Source organism: Streptomyces sp. NPDC051364 (assembly GCF_040682115.1).
GTDB lineage: Bacteria > Actinomycetota > Actinomycetes > Streptomycetales > Streptomycetaceae > Streptomyces.
The window spans coordinates 187,716-209,702 of the sequence record NZ_JBFBAH010000008.1 but is presented as its reverse complement, the minus strand read 5'-3'; the positions used below and the strand labels follow the sequence as shown (position 1 = coordinate 209,702).

Below are 21,987 nucleotides of genomic sequence, written 5' to 3'. Positions count from 1 at the left end.
AATGGATCTGACTCGACGCGAGGTGCGGAGTGGGCGGGGCACTGTGCTGCTACGGAGGAAGACGCGCGCACACGAGCAGTCGCCGTCGAGATCGCGGAAGAGGCGCACACTCCGCCCCGTGCAGCGTCATGTGCAGTCAGAAATAGGCTGAATTACAAGTCCAAAATAGAGCTCCGCCTGCGACACCGCATCCCTAGATTCGGTAGTCGTGCCGTGAGTTCAGTGCAAGTCGAAGAAGATTCGATAGGAATTCAGTTGCCCCTCGAGCATGTGAATACCGTGATGGACGGGGTGGCCCATTGCGGCTGCTTCACGGAGGAGCCGCGTCTCACGGGGTTTCATGACGATGTCGGCGACCACGCTGCCCGAGGGCAGGGAGTCCAGGGGGAACGGAAGCGGATCATCCGTACGCATTCCGAGCGGCGTGGCGTTCACGGCGATGTCGATGCCGGTGTCGCGCAGCTGCGGTGCGGTCAAGGCGCGTACCCGGCCCGGCCAGTACGCGCCGAGGCGGGTGACCAGCGCGCCGAGCTTCGCGGTGTCCGTGTCGTACACGGACAACCGGTCGACACCGGCCGTCAGCAGCGCCGCGGCGACGGCGCTGCCCGCGCCCCCCGCGCCGACGAGCGCCACCCGTCGGCCGTGGGGGTCGTGCCCGGCCCCGACGAGACCTGCCACGAAGCCCGAGCCGTCGAAGTTCTCCGCGAGCCAGCTGCCGTCGGCCTCCCGTCGCAGCACGTTCGCGCTTCCGACGATGTCCACGGTCGGGCCGCAGCGGTCGGCGAGCCGGCGAACGGCGACCTTGTGTGGCACCGTGACGAACATGCCGTCGAGGTTCTCCACGCGCTGCAGACCGCGCACGATCTGCTCGAGGTGCTCCGGCCGGGCGTGCACCGGAACGAGCACCGCGTCCATGCGCAGGCGCGCGAAGAGCGGATTCATCAGCCCGGGTGCCTGGACCTGGGCGATGGGGTCCCCCAGCACGGCGTACAGCCGGGTGGTGCCTTTGATGGGCGTACCGGTCGGACGGCCGTTCATCGCAGCACTGCTTCGAAGTCGGTGACACCGGCCGCAGCCATCTCCGGGACGGAGAATGCGAGTTCCATCGACTGCCCGGCGTTCAGGCGGGGATCACAGGCCGTGTGGTAGCGGGCCGGCAGGTCGGCTTCCGTTGTTCCGGAGGCGCCGCCGAGACATTCCGTGACGTCGTCCCCCGTCACTTCGATGTGAATTCCGCCCGGGTGGGTGCCCAGCCGCCGGTGGACTTCGAAGAAACCGGCTATCTCGTCGGTGATGTGACTGAGATTGCGTGTCTTGTATCCGTTGGCCGACGTGTACGTATTGCCGTGCATCGGATCGCATTGCCAGATGACCTGGTGGCCGGAGGCGGTGACTTTCTCGACGATCGGCGGCAGGACGTCACGGACCTGCCTGTGCCCCATGCGGCTGACCAGAGTCAGTCGCCCGGGTTCACGGTGCGGGTCGAGCCGCCGCACGTATGCCGCGGCCGTCTCCGGGCTCGTGCCCGGACCGATCTTGAGGCCGATCGGGTTGGACAGCAGTTCCGCGAACGCGATGTGCGCGCCGTCGAGCTGGCGGGTGCGCTCGCCGATCCACAGGAAGTGCCCCAGCCCACTGGCCAGACGGGGCTCAGGCCCACTGGTGTCCACCCGCAGCAAGGACTGCTCGTAGTCGAGCAGGAGTGCCTCGTGACTGACGTAGATGTCACTGTCGCCGTTGCCGACGCCGTCGCTGAACGTGCGCACCAGAGCCATCGCGCGTGCGGCGTCGGCGTGGGCCCGCAGCATCCGGTAGGGATCGGGCGTCCGGGCCGCGAGCGTGGGCTCGACGGAGTTGATCATGTCGCCGCGGTAGACGGGCAGCCCCAGTGCGTCGACGGCCTGGGAACGGGGCTTGGCGTACTGGCCGGCCATGCGGGCGACCTTGACCACGGGCAGTTCGGTGCGGCGGGCGAGCACTTCGGCCATGTCCACGAGCGTCCACAGATTGGCGCGGACATGGGCTTCGGTGTTCGCCGCGAAGGTTTCGGCGCAGTCGCCGCCCTGGAGCAGGAACGCCTCGCCGCGCGCGACCGCGGCGAGCCGGCTGCGCAGCCGTGCCGTCTCGGCCGGCGTCACGATCGGCTCGGCGCGGCTCAGCAGTGCCACCGCGTCTCTCGCCTGTTCCGGGTCGCCCCAGGTCGGCTGCTGCGCGGCCGGCTTGGCGAGCGCCGCCTCCAGCTTGTCGAGCAGCAGGTGGTCCGCCGGCCCGGCGGCGCCGGCCGCTCCGCCGAGACCGGCCGGCCACTGAGTTGCACGTGTCATTTCTGAGCCGCATCGGTCGTGGAGGCTCCGAGCGCGGCGTCGCCGACGAGATCGGCCATGCGTGCTCGGGGCATCCGGTCCAGGACGCGCGCGACCACCTCGTGCGGTACGTCGCTCACCAGTTCCGCGCCGTTCGGGCCGTCCAGAACGAACGAGAGTCCGTTCATCGCCTTCTTGTCGTGGCGCATCAGTTCCATGAGGACCGCGGGCTCGGCCTCTACGGGCAGGGCGGTGGGGAGACCGTAGTACCGGACGACGTCCTGGTGCTCCTCCACCCGCGCCTGATCGATACGGCCCAGGGCGCCGGCGAGCCGCCCCGCGAAGACCGTTCCGATGGCCACGCCCTCGCCGTGGCGCAGCGCGAAGTCGGTCGCCTTCTCCAGCGCATGCCCCAGCGTGTGGCCGTAGTTGAGCGTGTGCCGCAGCCCGGCGTCCCGCTCGTCCGTCTCCACGATGCGGGCCTTGAGGCTCACACTGGCGGTGATCTGCTCCTCCAGCGACAGCCCGCGCAGGTCCGCCGCACCGATGAAGTGGCAGCGGGCGATCTCGCCGAGACCGTTCAGCAGCTCCCGCCGCGGCAGGGTCGACAGGTAGTCCGTGTCGCACAGCACCGCGCTGGGCTGCCAGTACGCGCCGACCAGGTTCTTGCCGGCCGTCAGGTTCACCGCCGTCTTCCCGCCGACGCTGGCGTCGACCTGGGCGAGCAGCGTCGTGGGCAGGTGCACCACGGGCACGCCCCGGTGGTAGAGCGCGGCCGCCAGCCCGACCACATCGGTGGTCGTGCCGCCGCCGCAGGAGACGACGACGTCGGACCGGGTGAGCCCGAACCGCACGAACTCACCGCACAACGCCTCCACCGTGGTGAGGGTCTTGTCCTGCTCGCCGTCCCGGGCCGGCAGCAGCAGGGTCTCCACACCGGTGTCCGGCACCCATTCCTCCGGGCGGGCCGACACGACGACGGCCCGTCTGGCGCCCAGCCGTTGGATGACCTCGGCAAGCGACGTACGCACCCCCGGGCCGATGAGCACATCGTACGAATGATCTCTGAGGCGCAGAGGAATGGAAGCCATGATGTCCCTACCGACCCGCCGTCGCCCTGCGGACGCGCGCCTCGGCCCGCTCCTTGCGGTCGGCCTCGTCCAGCTCGGGGTAGACCGGGCAGCCGAAGACCCGCCGGAACGGCTCGAACGTGTCCCACTCCGTCCGCTTGCGCATCTCCTGGGCCACCGAGTTGTGCTCGCTCCAGAAGTCGCCGCCGATCAGCCGGACGAGGTACCTCTCCAGGGTGTCCCGGTCCGTGGAGCGCGCGGCGTCGGCGGCCATGGCCACCAGCTCGCCGTCGTAGTAGGCGTGGATGAGCCGGATGTACGTGTCGTAACCGGTCTTGAAGAAGCTCGCGTACTTGTCGATCAGGTGGTCCTCCTGCGCGGGATCCTTCAGCGCCGCCCCGATCGTCTCGGCGGCACGGACGGCGGTGGTCGTCGCCACCAGCACACCGCCGGAGAACATCGGGTCGCCGAAGCAGCCGGCGTCTCCGACCATGACCCAGCCCGGCCCGGTGACGGTGTCCGAGTGGTAGCAGTAGTCGGTCTCGACCTTGAGGTCCGTGGTGGGACGGGTTCCGGTCAGGCGCGCGGTGATCCGCGGAATCCTGGCGACGTGCTCCTCGAACGCCTTCTCCGGCGTCGACGCGCGCAGCGCATCGCGCGGCATGACCGTGCCCACGCTGATGTCCTCGGTGGACAGCGGGATCGCCCAGACCCAGCCGTCGTCGTGGGCGCCGACCTGGATGTCGCCCTCGACGCCGAGGTTGTTGCTCTCGTCGAGTCCGGTGTAGTGCCGGAACACGGCCACCATGCGGAGCTTCTCGAGCGTCTTGCGCAGCCCGAAGCGGTTGGCGATCCGGCCGGCCCGACCGCTCGCGTCGATCACGTAGGACGAACGCACCTCGTGGCTCTGACCCTCGCGCTCGTAGCGGACGCCGACCATGCGGTCGCCGTCCATGAGCAGCTCGTTCACGTTCGCACCGAAGAGGACCTTCGCCCCGGCCTCGGCGGCCTGCTCGGTGAGCATCTTGTCGAACTTGGCGCGCTCGACCTGGAACGCGCGGGGGAACCGGCCTTCACCCTGCTTGGTGAAGTCCGCGCGGAAGACGCCCTCGAAGAACTTCTTCTCGGTCGGGTCGATGAACTCGCCGCCGAACTTGGGGACGTAGCCCTGGGCCTCGACCGTCTCGCGCAGGCCGATCTGGTCGAACAGGCCCATCATGTAGGGGAGCAGGGACTCGCCTATGTGGAACCGGGGGAACTCGTCCCGCTCCAGCAGCACCACGGAGTGCCCCTGCCTGGCGAGCACCAGGGCGCTGACCGCGCCGGCCGGTCCTCCACCGATCACAACCACGTCAGCGGTGTCGTTCGTCATCACATTCCCCTTCTGATTCCAACTCGTGCATGTTTCACCCGCGATGAATTGCTGTACGGGGTGCTGGATGGTGCGAATTCAGCCGAGCTCGCCGGACAGAACGCTGGAGATCAGCGTCCGGTGCTCGTCGTCGTCTGTGATCGTGCGGGCCTGCTCACGACCGTCACGGACCGTCAGGTACCGTCGCCCCTTCAGTACGGCCTGGCCGTTCTCGAAACTCCGGCCGCACAGGATTTCCTGGCCGTCATTCGTCCGCGGCTGCGAAAGGATGTCCCGGAGGAGGTCCTCCATTTCCTTCCAATCGGTCCACTGCCGGGATTCCATCGTGAAGGTGTAGACGACACTCCACCGGGTGACCGCTCCGCGGCGTTGCAGAGCGATCTCGGATTCGCTTTCGACCAGCCGGTACTGGCACCCGTACTGGGTCTGCACCGCGTCGGAGATCTGCAACGGCTCGATGAAGGAGGGGCCAGGGTAACCGACGTCCACCAGCCATTCGTCGCCGTTCAGGGCGACACGACTGAACATGTGCTCGACGTCGAGCCCGAAGGCGTCCTGGCCTTCGGCGGTCCTCGCCGCCATCAGCGTGACGTCGTAGCCCAGCTCACGGAGAAGCCGGAAGAAAAGGCGGTTCAGCTGGAAACACGTGCCGCCCTGCCCGTTGACGATCGTCGTCTCGAAGGTGGCGTCCTCGTCGATGTCGACGAGGTGCACTCCGTCGCGGTAATCCTCGGTGACCCCGTTGTACGGAATCGTCATGAGGTGATTCTTGTGCAGCTTTCGCAGCGTTGCGAGGTCCACACCGGTTTTTCCGCCGCAGCCGATCCGCTGCAGATATTTGTCCACGTCGAACATATCATCACCCTCTTTCAGACGGAGATCGCTACTGGATTAGCGGCCTGTTCGCGGCACGTCAGCTCGTACAGGTATGCGGCGAGCATTCCCGGCGTCGGATAGTCGAAGACGAGGTTGGGAGAGAGCTTCGTTTCGGTGATGTTGCGGAGCCGGTTGCGAAGCTCGATGGCGGTCAGGGAGTCGAAGCCGATCTCGAAGAGCCCCTGGTCTGCTTCGAAGTGGTACGTCGCGCTGTAGCCCAGAACCGCGGCCACCTGAGCCCGCACCAGGTCGAGCAGAACCTTCTTCTGCTCGGCGGCGGTCAGTGCGGCCAGCCGGTCGTACAGCTTCCGGCCCTCGTCGGCGGTGTCCGCCGCCTGCGCCTGCTGCCGGCCCACCCGGACCAGGCTGCGCAGCATGTGCGGTACGCCGCCACCGGCGGCCGAGCCGGCCCGGACACCCCGCAGGTCCAGCTTGGCCGGCACCAGCAGCGCCTGCCCGGACCCGACGGCGGCATCGAACAGTTCCATGCCTTCCGCCGGCGACATCGCCTGCAGACCGCCTCGCCGGTTCATGCGCGCCTTGACGATGTCGTCGGTGTCCGCAGCCATGCCGGAGGTCTGGTCCCACAGGCCCCAGGCCAGCGACAGACCGGGCAGGCCCGCCGCCCGGCGGCCGGCGATCAGCCCGTCCAGGTAGGCGTTCGCCGCCGCGTAACTGCCACTGCCCGCACCCATGAAGACGGCCGAGACGGAGGAGTAGACGATGAAGGCGTCGAGGTCCAGGCCTCGCGTCAGCTCGTCCAGGTGACGGACCGCGTCCACCTTCGGCGCGAACACCCGCGCCAGCCGCTCCGGGGTCAGCGTTCCGATCACCCCGTCGTCCGTCACGCCGGCGGTGTGCACGACACCGGTCAGGCGGTGCTCGGCCGGCACCGATGCCAGCAGGGCCTCGACCTGGCCACGGTCGGACACGTCACAGGCCACCACCGAGACCGCAGCGCCCTGTTCGGTGAGTTCGGCGACCAGCTCCTGCACGCCTTCGGCCTCCGGACCCCGACGGCTGGCCAGCAGCAGCTGACGCACCCCGTGCCGGGAGACCAGATGCCGGGCCACCAGGCCACCCAAGGACCCGGCGCCGGAAACCAGGACGGTTCCCTCCGGCCCGAAGACCGCCGGAACGTCCGGAAGGTGACCGGTGGTACGGGCGAGCCGGGGCACGGAGAGGGTGGTTCCGCGCACCGCGATCTGCGGCTCCCCGCTGGCCAGCACCGCACCCAGCACCGGCTCCGCGCCGTCATCGGCAGCGGGGTCGGTGTCCAGCAGGATGATCCGGTCGGGGTTCTCGGCCTGGGCGGCACGCACCAGACCCCACACCGCGGCGCCCGCGGGGTCGGTCACCGTACCCTCGCCACCGGCGGGAACCGCGCCTCGGGTCACGACCAGCAGCCGCGACTCCTCCAGCCCGGACCCGGCCAGCCAGCACTGCAACACGTCCAGCACCCTGGTGGCCAGACCCAGCACCGCATCCTCGCCCTCGGCACCCTCGGTCCCGCCGCTGACGGCTTCCAGGACGGCCAGGGCCGGGGTGGTGTCCGCACCCGACAACACGTCGTAGGCCAGGGTTGCCACCTGTTCCGCGGTGTCCACCGGCAGCCACGAGGGCGAAGGCTCCGCCCCGTGGGCGTGGGGCAGTTCGGTCCACTCCACGCGGAACAACGAGTCGGTGCGCGCCTTGCCCGCCGCGGTCTCCAGCTGCTCGGCGGACACCGCCCGGGACACCAGCGAGTCCATCGTCACCACCAAGCGGCCGGCCTCGTCCGCCGCCTCCAGCGACAGTGCGTCGCGCTCGGGCTGTGCGAGGCGCACACGCAGCACCGAGGCACCTGCCGCGTGCAAGGCCAGCCCGTTCCACGCGAACGGCAGACGCAGTTCCTGCCCGTCGGTTTCCCGTTCGGCTTCGCCGTCAGCCGACGTGGGCTCCGCCGCGGCATTGAGCAGCGGCGAGTGCAGGGCCGCGTCGAGCAGCGCGGGGTGGATGCCGAACCTGCCGGCGTCCTTGCGCTGCTCCTCGGGCAGGGCCACCTCGGCGAAGAGTTCCTCGCCGCGCCGCCACACCGCCCGTACGGCCTGGAACGTCGGGCCGTACCCGTACCCCACCTGGGCAATCAGGTCGTAGCCGCCGGTGATGTCCACCGGCTGCGCGCCGAGCGGCGGCCAGGCGGCGAAGTCGAACCCGGTGCCACCGCCACCCGGCTGGAACGTGGCGGACAGCATGCCGGTGGCGTGCCGCGTCCACACGCCTTCACCGACGGCGTCCTCGCGCTGGGAGTACACCTCCACAGTCCGCGAGCCGGTCTCACCCGGTCCGCCGACGGCGACCTGTACGCGGACTCCCCCGTGCTCGGGCACCACCAGCGGCGCCTCGATCACGAGCTCTTCCAGCACCACACAGCCGGCCTCGTCACCGGCCCGTACGGCCAGCTCCACCAACCCGGTGCCGGGCACGATGACCACACCGTCCACGGCGTGATCGGCCAGCCAGGCGTGCGACTTCAGCGAGAGCCGCGAGGTGAAGACCAGCCCGTCGGACTGCGGCAGGTGCATCACCGCGCCCAGCAGCGGGTGATCGATCCCGGCGAGTCCCAGCGACGCCGCGTCGGTGGCCGACTCGGTCGCCTGGATCCAGTAGTGCTGGTGGTCGAAGGCGTAGGTCGGCAGGGCCAGCCGTGCGGACTTGGCCCGGGCGGGCAGGACACTGCTCCAGTCCACGGCCACGCCCCGGACGAACAGCTCGGCCATCGAGGCCAGCAGCCGTCGCAGGCCACCGTCCTCGCGGCGCAGCGAGCCGGTCACCACCACATCGGTGTCGATGTCGCTCTTGTCGATGGTCTCGGTGATCGGCTGGACCAGCACCGGGTGGGCACTGACCTCGACGAACACCCCGTGGCCCTGGTCGAGCAGCTCGGCCACGGCCGGGCCGAAGCCCACCTGGCCGCGCAGGTTCCGGTACCAGTACCCGCCGTCGAGGACATCGGCGTCCGCCACCCACGTACCGGTCACTGTGGAGTAGAACGGCACCGTCGGAGCCTGCGCGTTGACGCCGGCCAGCGTTTCGGCGAGCTTGTCGCGGATCGCTTCCACGTGCCGGGTGTGCGACGCGTAGTCCACCGCAATCCGACGCGCCCGGATGCCTTCGCCGGACAGCGCCTCCAGCGCTTCCTCCAGTGCCTCGGCGTCACCGGCGATCACCACCGACGACGCGCCGTTGACCGCCGCCACCTCGACCCGGTCCGCCCACGGCTCCAGCCACGCAACCGCGTCGTCGGCGCTCAGCGCGACCGACGCCATACCGCCGCGTCCGGCCAGGTCCTCGGCAATCGCCTGGCTGCGCAGCGTCACTACGCGCGCCGCGTCCTCCAGCGACAGCGCACCCGCCACGCAGGCGGCCGCGATCTCACCCTGGGAGTGGCCGAGCACCGCGTCGGGCTTGACCCCGACCGACGTCCACACGGCGGCCAGAGCGACCATCACCGCGAAGCTCGCCGGCTGCAGTACATCGACCCGGTCCAGGAGCTCGGGCTCGGCCTCGCCGCGCAGTACCTCGGTCAGCGACCAGTCGATCCACGGCTCCAGAGCGGCAGCGCACTCCGCGATCCGCTCGGCGAAGACCGGCGAGGAGTCGAGCAACTCCCGGCCCATGCCGGCCCACTGCGAGCCCTGGCCGGGGAACACCCACACGACCTTGCCCGTGGCTGCCGAGCCGGCACTGCCGGTCACGACACCGGCCGCACTCTCGCCCCGAGCCAGCGCCTGCAGCCCGGCCAGCGCCTCGTCACCCGAGCCGGCCACCACGACCGCACGCTCACCGAAGACCGCACGGTCCGACACCAGCGCCCCGGCCACGTCCGCCGGCGACACCCCATCGGCGCCCTCGACGAACGACGCCAGCCGCCCGGCCTGACCCGCCAGCGAACCGGCACTCCGCGCCGACACGATCAACGGCACCACACCAGCGGACGCCGGCGGCTGCTGCGCCTCTTCCGGGACAGGCTGCGCCACTTCGGCGGGCGCCTCTTCCAGGATCAGGTGCGCATTCGTTCCGCTGATACCGAACGAGGACACACCGGCCCGGCGCGGATGACCGTTCTGCGGCCACTCCCGGGCCTCGGTCAGCAGCTCGACGGCCCCCTCGGACCAGTCCACCTGACGCGTGGGCGCATCCACATGCAGGGTGGGGGGCATGACGCCGTGGCGCAGCGCCTGCACCATCTTGATCACACTGGCCACGCCCGCAGCCGCCTGCGTGTGACCGATGTTCGACTTCAACGAGCCCAGCCACACCGGCTGTTCCGCGTCCCTGCCCTTGCCGTACGTGGCCAGCAGCGCCTGTGCCTCGATCGGGTCGCCCAGCGCGGTTCCCGTACCGTGGCCCTCCACCACGTCCACGTCGGACGGGGAAAGCCCGGCACTGGCCAGGGCCTTGCGGATCACTCGCTGCTGCGACGGACCGTTCGGCGCCGTCAGACCGTTCGACGCGCCGTCCTGGTTGACCGCACTGCCGCGCAGTACCGCCAGCACCTGGTGTCCGCGCTCACGCGCCACCGACAGCCGCTCCAGCACGACCAGACCGACGCCTTCGGCCCAGCCCGTACCGTCCGCGCCGTCCGCGAACGCCTTGCACCGGCCGTCCCCGGCCAGGCCACGCTGCCGGGAGAACTCCACGAAGGAAACGGGTGTCGCCATCACGGTCGCACCGCCGGCCAGCGCCATCGAGCACTCGCCCTGGCGCAGCGCCTGCGCGGCCAGGTGCATCGCGACCAGCGACGACGAGCAGGCCGTGTCCACAGTGACCGCAGGGCCCTCGAAGCCGAACACGTACGACACGCGGCCCGAGGCCACACTCGCCGCCGTACCCGTGCTCGCGAAGCCCACCAGCTCCGGTGCGACCACGCCGGCCCCGTAGCCCTGGCTGGACACGCCGGAGAACACACCGACGTCGGTGCCCTTCAGCGAGAGCGGGTCGATGCCGACGCCCTCCAGCGCCTCCCAGGAAGTCTCCAGCAGCAGCCGCTGCTGCGGGTCCATCGCTAGCGCCTCACGCGGCGAGATCCCGAAGAACCCCGGGTCGAAGAGCCCTGCCCCGCGTACGAAACCACCCTGGCTGGTGTACGAGGTACCCGCACTGTCGGGGTCCGGGTCGAACAGGCCGTCCAGGTCCCAGCCCCGGTCGTCGGGGAAGGACGACATGCCCTCACGGCCCTCGTGGACCAGCCGCCACAGGTCCTCGGGACCCGCGACACCACCCGGCAGCCGGCACGCCATTCCGACGATCGCGATCGCCTCGTCGGGATCCGCGACGACGGCCGCGGCCGAGGCGGGGGTACCGGCCTCCGCGTCACCGAACTCCTCGCGCAGGTAGCGGGCGAGGGCCAACGGGGTCGGGTAGTCGAAGACCAGCGTCGCCGGAAGCTTCAGACCGGTCGCCTCACGTACCCGGTTACGCAGCTCGACCGACGTCAGAGAGTCGAACCCGGCGTCCTTGAACGCCATCTCCGGCCGGACGCCGTCCGGCCCGCTGTGTCCGAGCACGACCGCGGCCTGAGCACGCACCACCTCGAGGAGCAGGGCTTCCTGCTCCGCCGTGGCGAGCCCGGCCAGCCGACGGGCCAGGCCGCCTTCCCCGGTGGATCCGGCGCGCGCCTGCTGTCGGCCCGCGCGGACAAGGCCGCGCAGCAGGTGCGGCACACCGCCACCGGCCGCCGCGCCGGCTCGCGCGCCCCGCAGGTCGAGCTTGATCGGCACCAGCAGTGCCCGTCCGGACACCACAGCGGCGTCGAACAGCTCCATACCCTCCACTGCCGATATCGCCAGCGCACCACCACGGCTCATACGAGCCTGGTCGACGGTGCTGAGGTCGGCGGTCATGCCGGTGGTCTGCTCCCACAGGCCCCAGGCCAGTGACAGACCGGGCACACCTGCCGCCCGGCGGTTGGCCATCAGCCCGTCCAGGAAGGCGTTCGCCGCCGCGTAGTTGCCTTGGCCGGCAGAGCCGAACACGCCCGAGGCGGACGAGAACACGACGAACGCGTCGAGGTCCAGGCCCCGGGTCAGTTCGTCGAGGTGACGGACCGCGTCCACCTTCGGCGCGAACACCCCCGCCAGGCGCTCCGGGGTCAACGCCCCGATCACACCGTCATCCAGCACACCGGCGGTGTGCACCACACCGGCCAGCCGGTGCTCGGCCGGAACCGATGCCAGCAGCGCCTGCACTTGGTCACGGTCGGCCACATCACAAGCCACCACCGAGACCGCAGCTCCATGCCCGGTCAGCTCGGCGACCAGCTGCTCCACGCCTTCGGCGTCCGGGCCGCGGCGGCTGGCCAGCACCAGATGCCGCACCCCGTGCCGGGAGACCAGATGCCGGGCCACCAGAGCGCCCAGCGATCCGGTGCCACCCGTGACCAGGACGGTTCCCTCCGGCGCGAACACTTCTGGAACGTCCGGGACTTGACCGTTGGTACGGGCGAGCCGGGGGGCGTGGAGAGCGGCGCCACGTGCCGCGACCTGCGGTTCACCGCCGGCCAGCACCGCGCCCAGCACAGCTCCCGCTCCGTCGCCGGAGGCCGGGTCGGTGTCGATCAGTACGATCCGGTCGGGGTTCTCGACCTGGGCGACACGCACCAGACCCCACACCGCGGCGCCCGCGGGATCGGTCACCGCGCCGTCACCGGCGGGCACCGCGCCCCGGGTCGCCACCACCAGCCGCGACTCCTCCAGCCCGGACCCGGCCAGCCACGCCTGTACGACCTCCAGCACCCGGGAGGTCAAAGCCAGCACCGGGCCCTCGCCGGCACCACCGACGGCTTCCAGGACAGCCGCCGCCGGCACAACTGCGCCGGAAGCCACGCCGTCGACCAACGCGGCCACCTCGTCGGCGGTGGCCACCGGCACGGATGCGGGCGAAGCCTCCGTCTCCTGAGCCGGGGGCAGTTCGGTCCACTCGACCTGGAACAGCGAGTCGGCGACCGCCGTGCCCGCTGCGGCGCCCAGCTGCTCGGCGGACACCGGACGCGACACCAGCGAGTCCAACGTCACCACCAGGCCGCCGGTCTCGTCCGCCGCCTGCAGTGACACGGCGCCGGGCCCGCCGGGCACCAGTCGCACCCGCAGCACCGAGGCACCCGCGGCGTGCAGTGCCAGCCCGTTCCACGCGAACGGCAGCACCGCCTCTGCGGTCTCCTCGGCCGGCGCGCCCGCCGGGGTGCTGAACATCCCGGTGTGCAGGGCCGCGTCGAGCAGCGCGGGGTGGATGCCGAACCTGTCGGCGTCCTTGCTCTGCTCTTCGGGCAGGGCAACCTCGGCGAAGAGTTCCTCGCCGCGCCGCCACACCGCCCGCAGGCCCTGGAACGCCGGCCCGTAGCCGTAACCGCGCTCGACCAGGTCGCCGTAGAACTCGCCGGGAACCACGTCCACCGGCTGCGCGCCGGGCGGCGGCCAGGCGGCGAAGTCGAACCCGGCGCCGCCGGCCGGCTGAACCGCGGCTGACAGCATGCCGGCGGCGTGCCGCGTCCATACGTCCGCGCCACCGTCGCCGGCGGCGTCCTCGCGCTGGGAGTACACCTCCACCGTGCGCGAACCGTTCTCACCCGGTCCGCCGACCGCGACCTGCACCCGTACGCCGCCGTGCCCGGGCACCACCAGCGGCGCCTCGATCACCAGCTCTTCCAGCACCCCGCACCCGGCCTCGTCACCGGCCCGAACAGCCAGCTCCACCAGCCCGGTGCCCGGGACGAGCACGACACCGCTCACCGCGTGATCGGCGAGCCAGGGGTGCGACCGCAGCGAAAGCCGCGAGGTGAAGACGAGCCCGTCGGACTGCGGCAGCTGCACCACCGCGCCCAGCAGCGGGTGATCGGCCGCTGCCTGTCCCAGCGACGTCGCATCCGTCGCCGACCCGGAGTCCTTCAGCCAGTAGTGCTGGTGCTCGAAGGCATACGTGGGCAGGTCCACCCGCCCAGGCTGCGCCGTCTGCCCCAGCACACGGCTCCAGCCCACGGCCACACCGCGGACGAACAGCTCGGCCACCGACGTGAGCAGGGTCTGCTCTTCCGGGCGGCCGTCGCGCAGGGCCGCGACGCACGCCACGTCGGCAGCTGCGGCGGTGGCCGTCTCCTCGACCAGGCCGGTCAGGGCCGCGCCCGGACCCATCTCCACGAACAGCGTGCCACCGTACTCCACCGCGGCCGCGATCCCCTCGGCGAACCGCACCGGCCGGCGCACGTGCCCGGCCCAGTACTGCGGGTCGGCGAGCTCATCGGGCTCGGCCAGCCGCCCGGTCACGTTCGAGATCACCGGAATCACCGGCGGCTGCCACACGACCTCGGCCAGCTCTGCGGCGAACTCGGCCAGCATCGGCTCCATCCGCAGGGAGTGGAACGCGTGCGACACCGCCAGCCGCTTCGTCTTGCGTCCCTGCGCCCGCAACCGGTCGGCTGCTGCGAGGACCGCCTCCTCCTCACCGGAGAGCACGACCGAGGACGGGCCGTTGACCGCCGCGACCTCCACGCCTTCGCCCAGCAGCTCGGCAACCTCCTCCTCGGCGGCAGCCACGGCGACCATCGCCCCGCCCAGCGGCAGCGCCTGCATCAGCCGGCCCCGGGCCGCGACCACGCGCGCCGCATCCTGCAGCGACAGCGCCCCCGCCGCATACGCGGCAGTGATCTCGCCGACCGAATGCCCGATCACGACATCCGGCCGCACATCCCAGGACTCCACGAGCCGGAACAGAGCGCTCTCGACTGCGAACAGCCCCGCCTGCGTGAAGACCGTCTGGTCCAGGAGTGCAGCACTGCCCGGCACCCTGCCCAGAACCACATCCCGTACCGGATGGTCGACCCACCCGGCCAGACGCGCGTCCAGCTGCTCGCACGCCTCGTCCAACGCCTGTGCGAACAGCGGGTACCGGGCGTACAGCTCCCGGCCCATCCCCACCCGCTGCGAGCCCTGGCCCGGGAACACCCACACGGTCTTGCCCGGCGCCGAAGCGGCACTGCCGGCCACGACGCCGGCCGCGTTCTCCCCGCGAGCCAGTGCTTCCAGCCGTGTCAGCGCCTCCTCGGCGGAGTCGGCCACCACGACCGCACGGTCACCGAAGGTGGCACGGTCCGACGCCAGCGCCCCGGCCACCGACGCGAGCGACGCTCCGCCGGCACCGGACTCCAGATGCGACGCCAGCCGCCCGGCCTGACCCGCAAGCGACTCGGCGCTGCGCGCCGACACCACCAGCGGCACCGCACCGGCAGGCTGCGCCTCTTCCGTGTCGGGCTCCGCCTCCTCCTGCGGCGCCTCCTCGAGGATCAGGTGGGCGTTCGTGCCGCTGATGCCGAAAGAGGAGACCCCGGCCCGGCGGGGCTGGCCGTTCTGCGGCCACTCGCGGGCCTCGGTCAGCAGCTCGACCGCACCCGCCGTCCAGTCCACCTCGGTCGAGGGCTTCTGCACGTGCAGGGTGGGGGGCATGACGCCGTGGCGCAGCGCCTGCACCATCTTGATCACACTGGCCACGCCGGCAGCGGCCTGCGTGTGGCCGATGTTCGACTTCAACGAGCCCAGCCACAGCGGCCGGTCCGCGTCGCGGCCCTGGCCGTAGGTGGCCAGCAGCGCCTGCGCCTCGATCGGGTCGCCCAGGGCCGTGCCGGTCCCGTGCCCCTCCACCACGTCCACATCCGCCGCCACCAGCCCGGCGCTGGCCAGCGCCTTGCGGATCACCCGCTGCTGCGACGGCCCGTTGGGCGCGGTCAGACCGTTCGAGGCGCCGTCCTGGTTGACCGCACTGGCACGCAGTACCGCAAGCACCCGGTGGCCACGCTCACGTGCCACCGACAGCCGCTCCAGCACCACCACGCCGGCACCCTCGGCCAGCCCCATGCCATTGGCGCCGTCCGCGTAAGCCTTGCACCGGCCGTCCGTGGCCATGCCCCGCTGCCGGGAGAAGGCGACGAAAGTACCGGGCGTCGACATCACCATCGCGCCGCCGGCCAGCGCCACCGAGCACTCGCCCTGGCGCAGCGCCTGCGCGGCCAGGTGCATCGCCACCAGCGACGAGGAACACGCCGTGTCCACCGTGACCGCAGGACCCTCGAAACCGAACACGTACGACACACGGCCCGAGGCCACACTGGGTGCCACCCCCGTGCCCGTGAAACTCTCCAGCTCCGGCGCGATCGCACCGGCACCTGCCCCGTAGCCCTGACTGCACACACCGGAGAACACGCCGACGTCGGTGCCCTTCAGCGAGACCGGGTCGATGCCGGCCCCCTCCAAGGCCTCCCAGGAGGTCTCCAGCAGCAGTCGCTGCTGCGGGTCCATCGCCAGCGCCTCACGCGGCGAGATACCGAAGAACCCCGCGTCGAACTGGCCCGCCCCGTGCAGGAAACCGCCCTGGTCGGTGTACGAAGTACCCGCGTGGTCAGGGTCCGGATCGAACAGGCCGTCCAGGTCCCAGCCCCGGTCCTCGGGGAACCCGGAGACGGCGTCCCGGCCCTCGGAGACCAACTGCCACAAGTCCTCCGGCCCCGCCACACCACCCGGCAAGCGGCACGCCATGCCCACGATGGCGATCGGCTCGTCAGCGTGGCTCGAGCCCTGCTTCTTCAGGTTGTGCAACTCGGTCGTGACGCGCTTCAGGTACTTGAGGAGTTTTTCGTCCGTGGCCATTCTTTAAGTCCTTACGAAGGTTTGATGGAACCGCAATGCCTTGAACTTCTTTCAGATGAGGCCGAATTCACCGTCAATGAATTCGAGGACCTCATCGGCGGACGCGGATTCCAGCTGCTCCGCCACCGTGGAAGCGTCCACGTTCTCGAGCACTCCGTTGCACCTGGCCACCAAACCCTGAAGGCGGAGCGCGATACTGGATTTCATGGATTCATCGAGCAGCAGACCGCTGATCAGCGCCTCGACGTCTTCGATCTTTGCGTTCACGCGAGAAAGCGCGTCGTCGCTGATGCCGAGCTCGTCGCGCAGGTGGCGGGCGAGGGTCAGCGGCGTCGGGTGGTCGAAGACCAGCGTGGCGGGAAGCTTCAGACCGGTCGCCTCACGCATCCGGTTACGCAGTTCCACCGACGTCAGCGAGTCGAACCCGACGTCCTTGAACGCCGTCTCCGCCCGGACGCCCTCCGGCCCGGTGTGCCCGAGCACGAGCGCGGCCTGACCGCGCACCAGGTCAAGAAGCAGGGCCTCCTGCTCCGCTTCGGCGAGCCCGGCGATCCGACGGGCCAGATCGCCTTCCTTGGCGGATCCCGCTCGGGCCTGCTGCCGGCCTGCCGGTACCAGGCCGCGGAGCAGGTGCGGCACCCCACCACGGGCCGCTGCGCCTGCGCGCACGCCCCGCAGGTCCAATTTCACCGGCACGAGCAGCGACTGTGCAGACACCACAGCGGCGTCGAACAGCTCCATGCCCTCTGCAGGCTTGAGCGCCACGACTCCGTCACGGCTCGCGCGCCGGCTCATGCGCACCTGGTCGTCGGTGGTGAGGTGAGTGGTCATGTTGGTGGCGTATTCCCACGTGCCCCAGGCGAGGGACAGCCCGGGCAGACCGGCCGCCCGGCGGGTGTCCATCAGCCCGTCCAGGAAGGCATTGGCCGCCGCATAGCCGCTGCTGCCGGCGCCCATGAAGACGGACGAGGCCGAGGAGTAGACGATGAAGGCCTCGAGGTCCAGGCCTCGGGTCAGCTCGTCGAGGTGCCGCACCGCGTCCACCTTCGGCGCGAACAGGCCCGCCAGCCGCTCCGGCGTCAGCCCCTCGATCAGCCCGGAGTCGAACACACCTGCGGTGTGCACGACACCGGTCAGGCGGTGCTCGGCCGGAACCGATGCCAGCAGGGCCTCGACCTGGTCACGGTCGGACATGTCACAGGCCGCCACCGTCACCGCAGCACCCTGTTCGGTGAGTTCGGCGACCAGCTCCTGCATGCCTTCGGCCTCCGGACCCCGACGGCTCGCCAGCACCAGGTGCCGCACGCCGTGCCGGGAGACCAGGTGCCGGGTGATCAGCTCACCCAACGAACCGGCGCCGGAGACCAGGACGGTTCCTTCCGGCCCGAAGACCGCCGGAACGTCCGGGCCTTCAGCCGTGGTACGGGCGAGCCGCGGCACGGAGAAGGTGGTTCCGCGCACCGCGATCTGCGGCTCCCCGCCGGCCAGTACCGCACCCAGCACCGCACCCAGCACCGCCTGCGTACCGCCAGCGGCAACGGGATCGGGGTCGGTGTCCAGGAGGACGATCCGGTCGGGGTTCTCGGCCTGGGCGGCACGCACCATGCCCCATACCGCCGACCCGGCCGGGTCGGTCACCGCGCCGTCGCCGGCGGGAACCGCGCCCCGGGTCACGACCACCAGCCGCGACTCCTCCAGCCCGGACCCGGCCAGCCACGCCTGTACGACCTCCAGCACACGGGAGGTCAAAGCCAGCACCGCGTCCTCGCCGGCGCCGCCGACGGCTTCCAGGACGGCCACGGCCGGGACCCCTGCGCCGTCGGCCAAGGCCGCCACATCGTCAGCGGTGGCCACCGGCAGCCACGACGGAGCAGCCCCGGCACCCTGAGTCTGGGACAGCTCGGTCCACTCCACCTGGAACAGCGAGTTGGCGACCGCCGCGTCCGCTGCCGTCTCCAGCTGCTCGGCGGACACCGCCCGGGACACCAGCGAGTCCATCGTCACCACCAGGCCGCCGGTCTCGTCGGCCGCCTCGACCGACAGGGCATCCGGACCGCTCGGCGCCACGCGCACCCGCAGGGCCGAGGCACCCGCGGCGTGCAGCGCCAGCCCGTTCCACGCGAACGCCAGCACCGGATCCCCGGACTCCTCCTCCGCCGTGCCCGCCGCGGCGCCGAACGTCGCGGCCTGCAGGGCCGCGTCCAGCAGCGCGGGGTGGAGACCGAACCTGCCGGCGTCCTTGCGCTGCTCCTCGGGCAGGGCAACCTCGGCAAACACCTCGTCGCCGCGCCGCCACACCGCCCGCATGCCCTGGAACGACGGCCCGTACGCGACACCGCGCTCGCGCAGATCGGCATAGAAGTCGTCGGCGTCCACCTCGACCGGCTGCGCGCCGGCCGGCGGCCAGGCGGCGAAGTCGAACTCCGTCCCACGGGCCGCCTGCGACGCCGACAGCATGCCGGTGGCGTGCCGCGTCCATACGTCCGCGCCACCGTCGTCGGCGGCGTCCTCGCGCTGGGAGTACACCTCCACCGTGCGCGAACCGTTCTCGCCGGCTGCACCCACCGCGACCTGCACGCGCACGCCGCCGTGCTCGGGCACCACCAGCGGCGCCTGGATCACCAGTTCTTCCAGCAGCCCGCACCCGGCCTCGTCGCCGGCCCGTACCGCCAGCTCCACGAGCCCGGTGCCCGGGGCGAGGATCACACCGCCGATCGTGTGATCGGCCAGCCAGGGGTGCGACTTCAGCGACAGCCGCGAAGTGAAGACGAGCCCGTCGGACTGCGGCAGCTGCACCACCGCGCCCAGCAGCGGGTGATCGACCGTCGTCTGGCCCAGCGACGCCGCATCCGTGGCCGACTCGTCCGCGTGGAGCCAGTAGTGCTGGTGGTCGAAGGCGTAGGTCGGCAGGTCCACTCGAACGGAAGCCGCCGACTGCGGCAGTACGCCGCTCCAGTCCAGCGTGACGCCTCGGACGAACAGCTCCGCCATCGACGCGAACAGCCTTCGCAGACCGCCGTCTTCACGGCGCAGCGAACCGGTCACGACCACATCGGTGTCGATGTCGCTCTTGTCGATGGTCTCGGTGATCGGCTGGACCAGCACCGGGTGGGCGCTGACCTCCACGAACACCCCGTGGCCCTGACCGAGCAGATCCGCCACGGCCGGGCCGAAGCCCACCTGGCCGCGCAGGTTCCGGTACCAGTACCCGCCGTCCAGGACATCGGCGTCCGCCACCCAACCGCCGGTCACGGTCGAGTAGAACGGCACCGTCGGAGCCTTCGCGCCGATCCCGGCCAGCGTCTCGGCGAGCGTGTCGCAGATGGCCTCCACGTGCCGGGTGTGCGACGCGTAATCCACCGCGACCCGACGCACCCGGACGCCATCGCCCGACAGCGCCTCCAGCACCTCGTCCAGAGCCTCGGCATCGCCGGCGATCACCACGGAGGTCGGGCCGTTGACCGCGGCGACCTCGACTCGATCCGCCCAGGGAGCCAGCCGTGCGACCGCCTCGTCCACGGTCAGCGCCACAGAAGCCATACCGCCACGCCCGGCCAGTTCCTCGGCAATCGCCCGGCTGCGCAAGGCCACCACGCGCGCCGCGTCCTCCAGCGACAGCGCACCCGCCACACACGCGGCCGCGATCTCACCCTGCGAGTGACCGAGCACCGCATCCGGCTCCACGCCCACCGACGCCCACACTGCGGCCAGACCGACCATCACGGCGAAGCTCGCCGGCTGCAGGACGTCAACCCGCTCGATGAGCTCAGCGTCGGTTTCACCGCGCAGCACGTCGATCAGCGACCAGTCGATCCACGGCTCCAGAGCGGCAGCGCACTCCGCGATCCGCTCCGCGAACACCGGCGAGGAGTCGAGGAGTTCCCGGCCCATGCCCGCCCACTGCGAGCCCTGGCCGGGGAACACCCACACGACCTTGCCCGAAGCAGTCGCACTCCCGGACACCACACCGGCCACACTCTCACCGCGCGCCAGCGCCTGCAGCCCGGCCAGTGCTTCCTTGCCCGATTCGGCGACAACCACCGCACGCTCACCGAAGACCGTACGGCCCGACACCAGCGCTCCGGCCACGTCCGCCGGCGACACCTCATCGGCGCCCTCGACGAAGGCCGCCAGCCGCCCGGCCTGACCCGCAAGCGAACCGGCACTCCGCGCCGACACGACCAGCGGCACCACACCGGCAGGCTGCGCCTCGCCGAGCTCCTGCTCCGCTTCCTCCTGCGGCGCCTCTTCCAGGATCAGGTGGGCGTTCGTGCCGCTGACACCGAACGAGGACACACCGGCCCGGCGCGGATGGCCGTTCTGCGGCCACTCCCGGGCCTCGGTCAACAGCTCCACTGCACCCGCAGACCAGTCCACCTGGCTTGAAGGCTCCTGCACATGCAGCGTGGGAGGTATCACTCCGTGGCGCAGCGCCTGCACGATCTTGATCACACTGGCCACACCCGCGGCCGTCTGCGTATGACCGATGTTCGACTTCAACGAGCCGAGCCACACCGGCTGCTCCGGGTCGCGGCCCTTCCCGTACGTCGCCAGCAGTGCCTGCGCCTCGATCGGGTCACCCAGGGCCGTACCCGTGCCGTGCCCCTCCACCACGTCCACGTCGGACGCGGTGAGCCCGGCACTGTCCAGCGCCCTACGGATCACCCGCTGCTGGGAGGGACCGTTCGGCGCGGTCAGGCCGTTGGAAGCACCGTCCTGGTTGACCGCGCTGCCCCGCAGCACCGCCAGCACCCGGTGCCCGCGCTCCCGCGCCACCGACAGGCGCTCGAGCAGCACCACACCGACACCCTCGGCCAGGCCCATGCCGTCCGCACCGTCCGCGAACGCCTTGCACCGGCCGTCGGTGGCCAGGCCACGCTGCCGGGAGAACGCCATGAAGGAGCCGGGTGTCGCCATCACCATCGCGCCGCCGGCCAGCGCCATCGTGCACTCGCCCTGGCGCAGCGCCTGCGCCGCAAGGTGCATCGCCACCAGCGACGACGAACACCCCGTGTCCACCGAAACCGCCGGACCCTCGAAACCGAACACGTACGACACCCGGCCCGACGCCACGCACGACGCCGCTCCCGTGCCCGCGAAACCTTCCACCTCCGGTGTCACCACACCGGCACCGGCCCCGTAGCCCTGACCGGACACCCCGGAGAACACCCCGATGTCGGTGCCCTTCAGCGAAAACGGGTCGATGCCGGCACTCTCCAGTGCCTCCCACGAGGTCTCCAGCAGCAGTCGCTGCTGCGGGTCCATCGCCAGCGCCTCACGCGGCGAAATCCCGAAGAACCCCGCGTCGAAAAGCCCTGCCCCCTGCAGGAATCCGCCCTGATCGGTGTACGACGTACCCGCATGGTCGGGGTCGGGGTCGACCAGACCCTCGAGGTCCCAGCCGCGGTCGTCGGGGAACCCGGAGACGGCGTCGACCCCGTCGGCCACGAGCTTCCACAGGTCTTCGGGCGAGGACACACCACCTGGGTAGCGGCACGCCATGGAGACGATGGCGATCGGCTCCCGCGCCTGGTCCTCGACCTCGCGCAGCCGCTTGCGGGCGTCGCGGGCGTCGGCGATGGCCCTCTTGAGGTAGTCGCGGAGTTGTGCCTCGTCAGCCACTGGATTCAGCTCCAAGGAAAATTTGAGTGAGCGATTGCTGAGGGGGGTCCCCGCACCGGGTGTGGGGTGAG

General features: G+C 71.0%; 7 protein-coding genes. All 7 read right to left on the bottom strand.

Annotated features, from left to right (window positions below; genetic code table 11):
* Positions 1 to 219 precede the first annotated feature (219 nt).
* Positions 220 to 1,038, bottom strand: a complete 819-nt coding sequence (locus AB0M76_RS19625; protein WP_365954033.1) for a shikimate dehydrogenase — start codon at positions 1,036 to 1,038, stop codon at positions 220 to 222.
* Positions 1,035 to 2,324, bottom strand: coding sequence for a 3-deoxy-7-phosphoheptulonate synthase class II (locus AB0M76_RS19620; RefSeq protein ID WP_365954032.1), 1,290 nt, complete (start codon positions 2,322 to 2,324; stop codon positions 1,035 to 1,037). The genes AB0M76_RS19625 and AB0M76_RS19620 overlap by 4 nt, the downstream gene beginning before the upstream one ends.
* Positions 2,321 to 3,394: a 3-dehydroquinate synthase family protein gene (locus AB0M76_RS19615; RefSeq protein WP_365954031.1), complete on the bottom strand. Its 1,074-nt coding sequence runs from the start codon at positions 3,392 to 3,394 to the stop codon at positions 2,321 to 2,323. The genes AB0M76_RS19620 and AB0M76_RS19615 overlap by 4 nt, the downstream gene beginning before the upstream one ends.
* Positions 3,395 to 3,401: 7 nt before the next feature.
* On the bottom strand, positions 3,402 to 4,745 hold the full coding sequence (locus AB0M76_RS19610) for an NAD(P)/FAD-dependent oxidoreductase (protein WP_365954030.1): 1,344 nt from the start codon (positions 4,743 to 4,745) through the stop codon (positions 3,402 to 3,404).
* A gap of 78 nt (positions 4,746 to 4,823) precedes the next feature.
* Positions 4,824 to 5,600, bottom strand: a complete 777-nt coding sequence (locus AB0M76_RS19605; protein WP_365954029.1) for an arylamine N-acetyltransferase — start codon at positions 5,598 to 5,600, stop codon at positions 4,824 to 4,826.
* Positions 5,601 to 5,614: 14 nt separating this feature from the next.
* Positions 5,615 to 16,294 carry a type I polyketide synthase gene (locus AB0M76_RS19600; RefSeq protein WP_365954028.1) on the bottom strand — a complete coding sequence of 3,560 codons (10,680 nt, stop codon included), beginning with the start codon at positions 16,292 to 16,294 and terminating at the stop codon, positions 5,615 to 5,617.
* Positions 16,295 to 16,345: 51 nt separating this feature from the next.
* Positions 16,346 to 21,916: a type I polyketide synthase gene (locus AB0M76_RS19595; protein WP_365954027.1), complete on the bottom strand. Its 5,571-nt coding sequence runs from the start codon at positions 21,914 to 21,916 to the stop codon at positions 16,346 to 16,348.
* Positions 21,917 to 21,987: the final 71 nt, after the last annotated feature.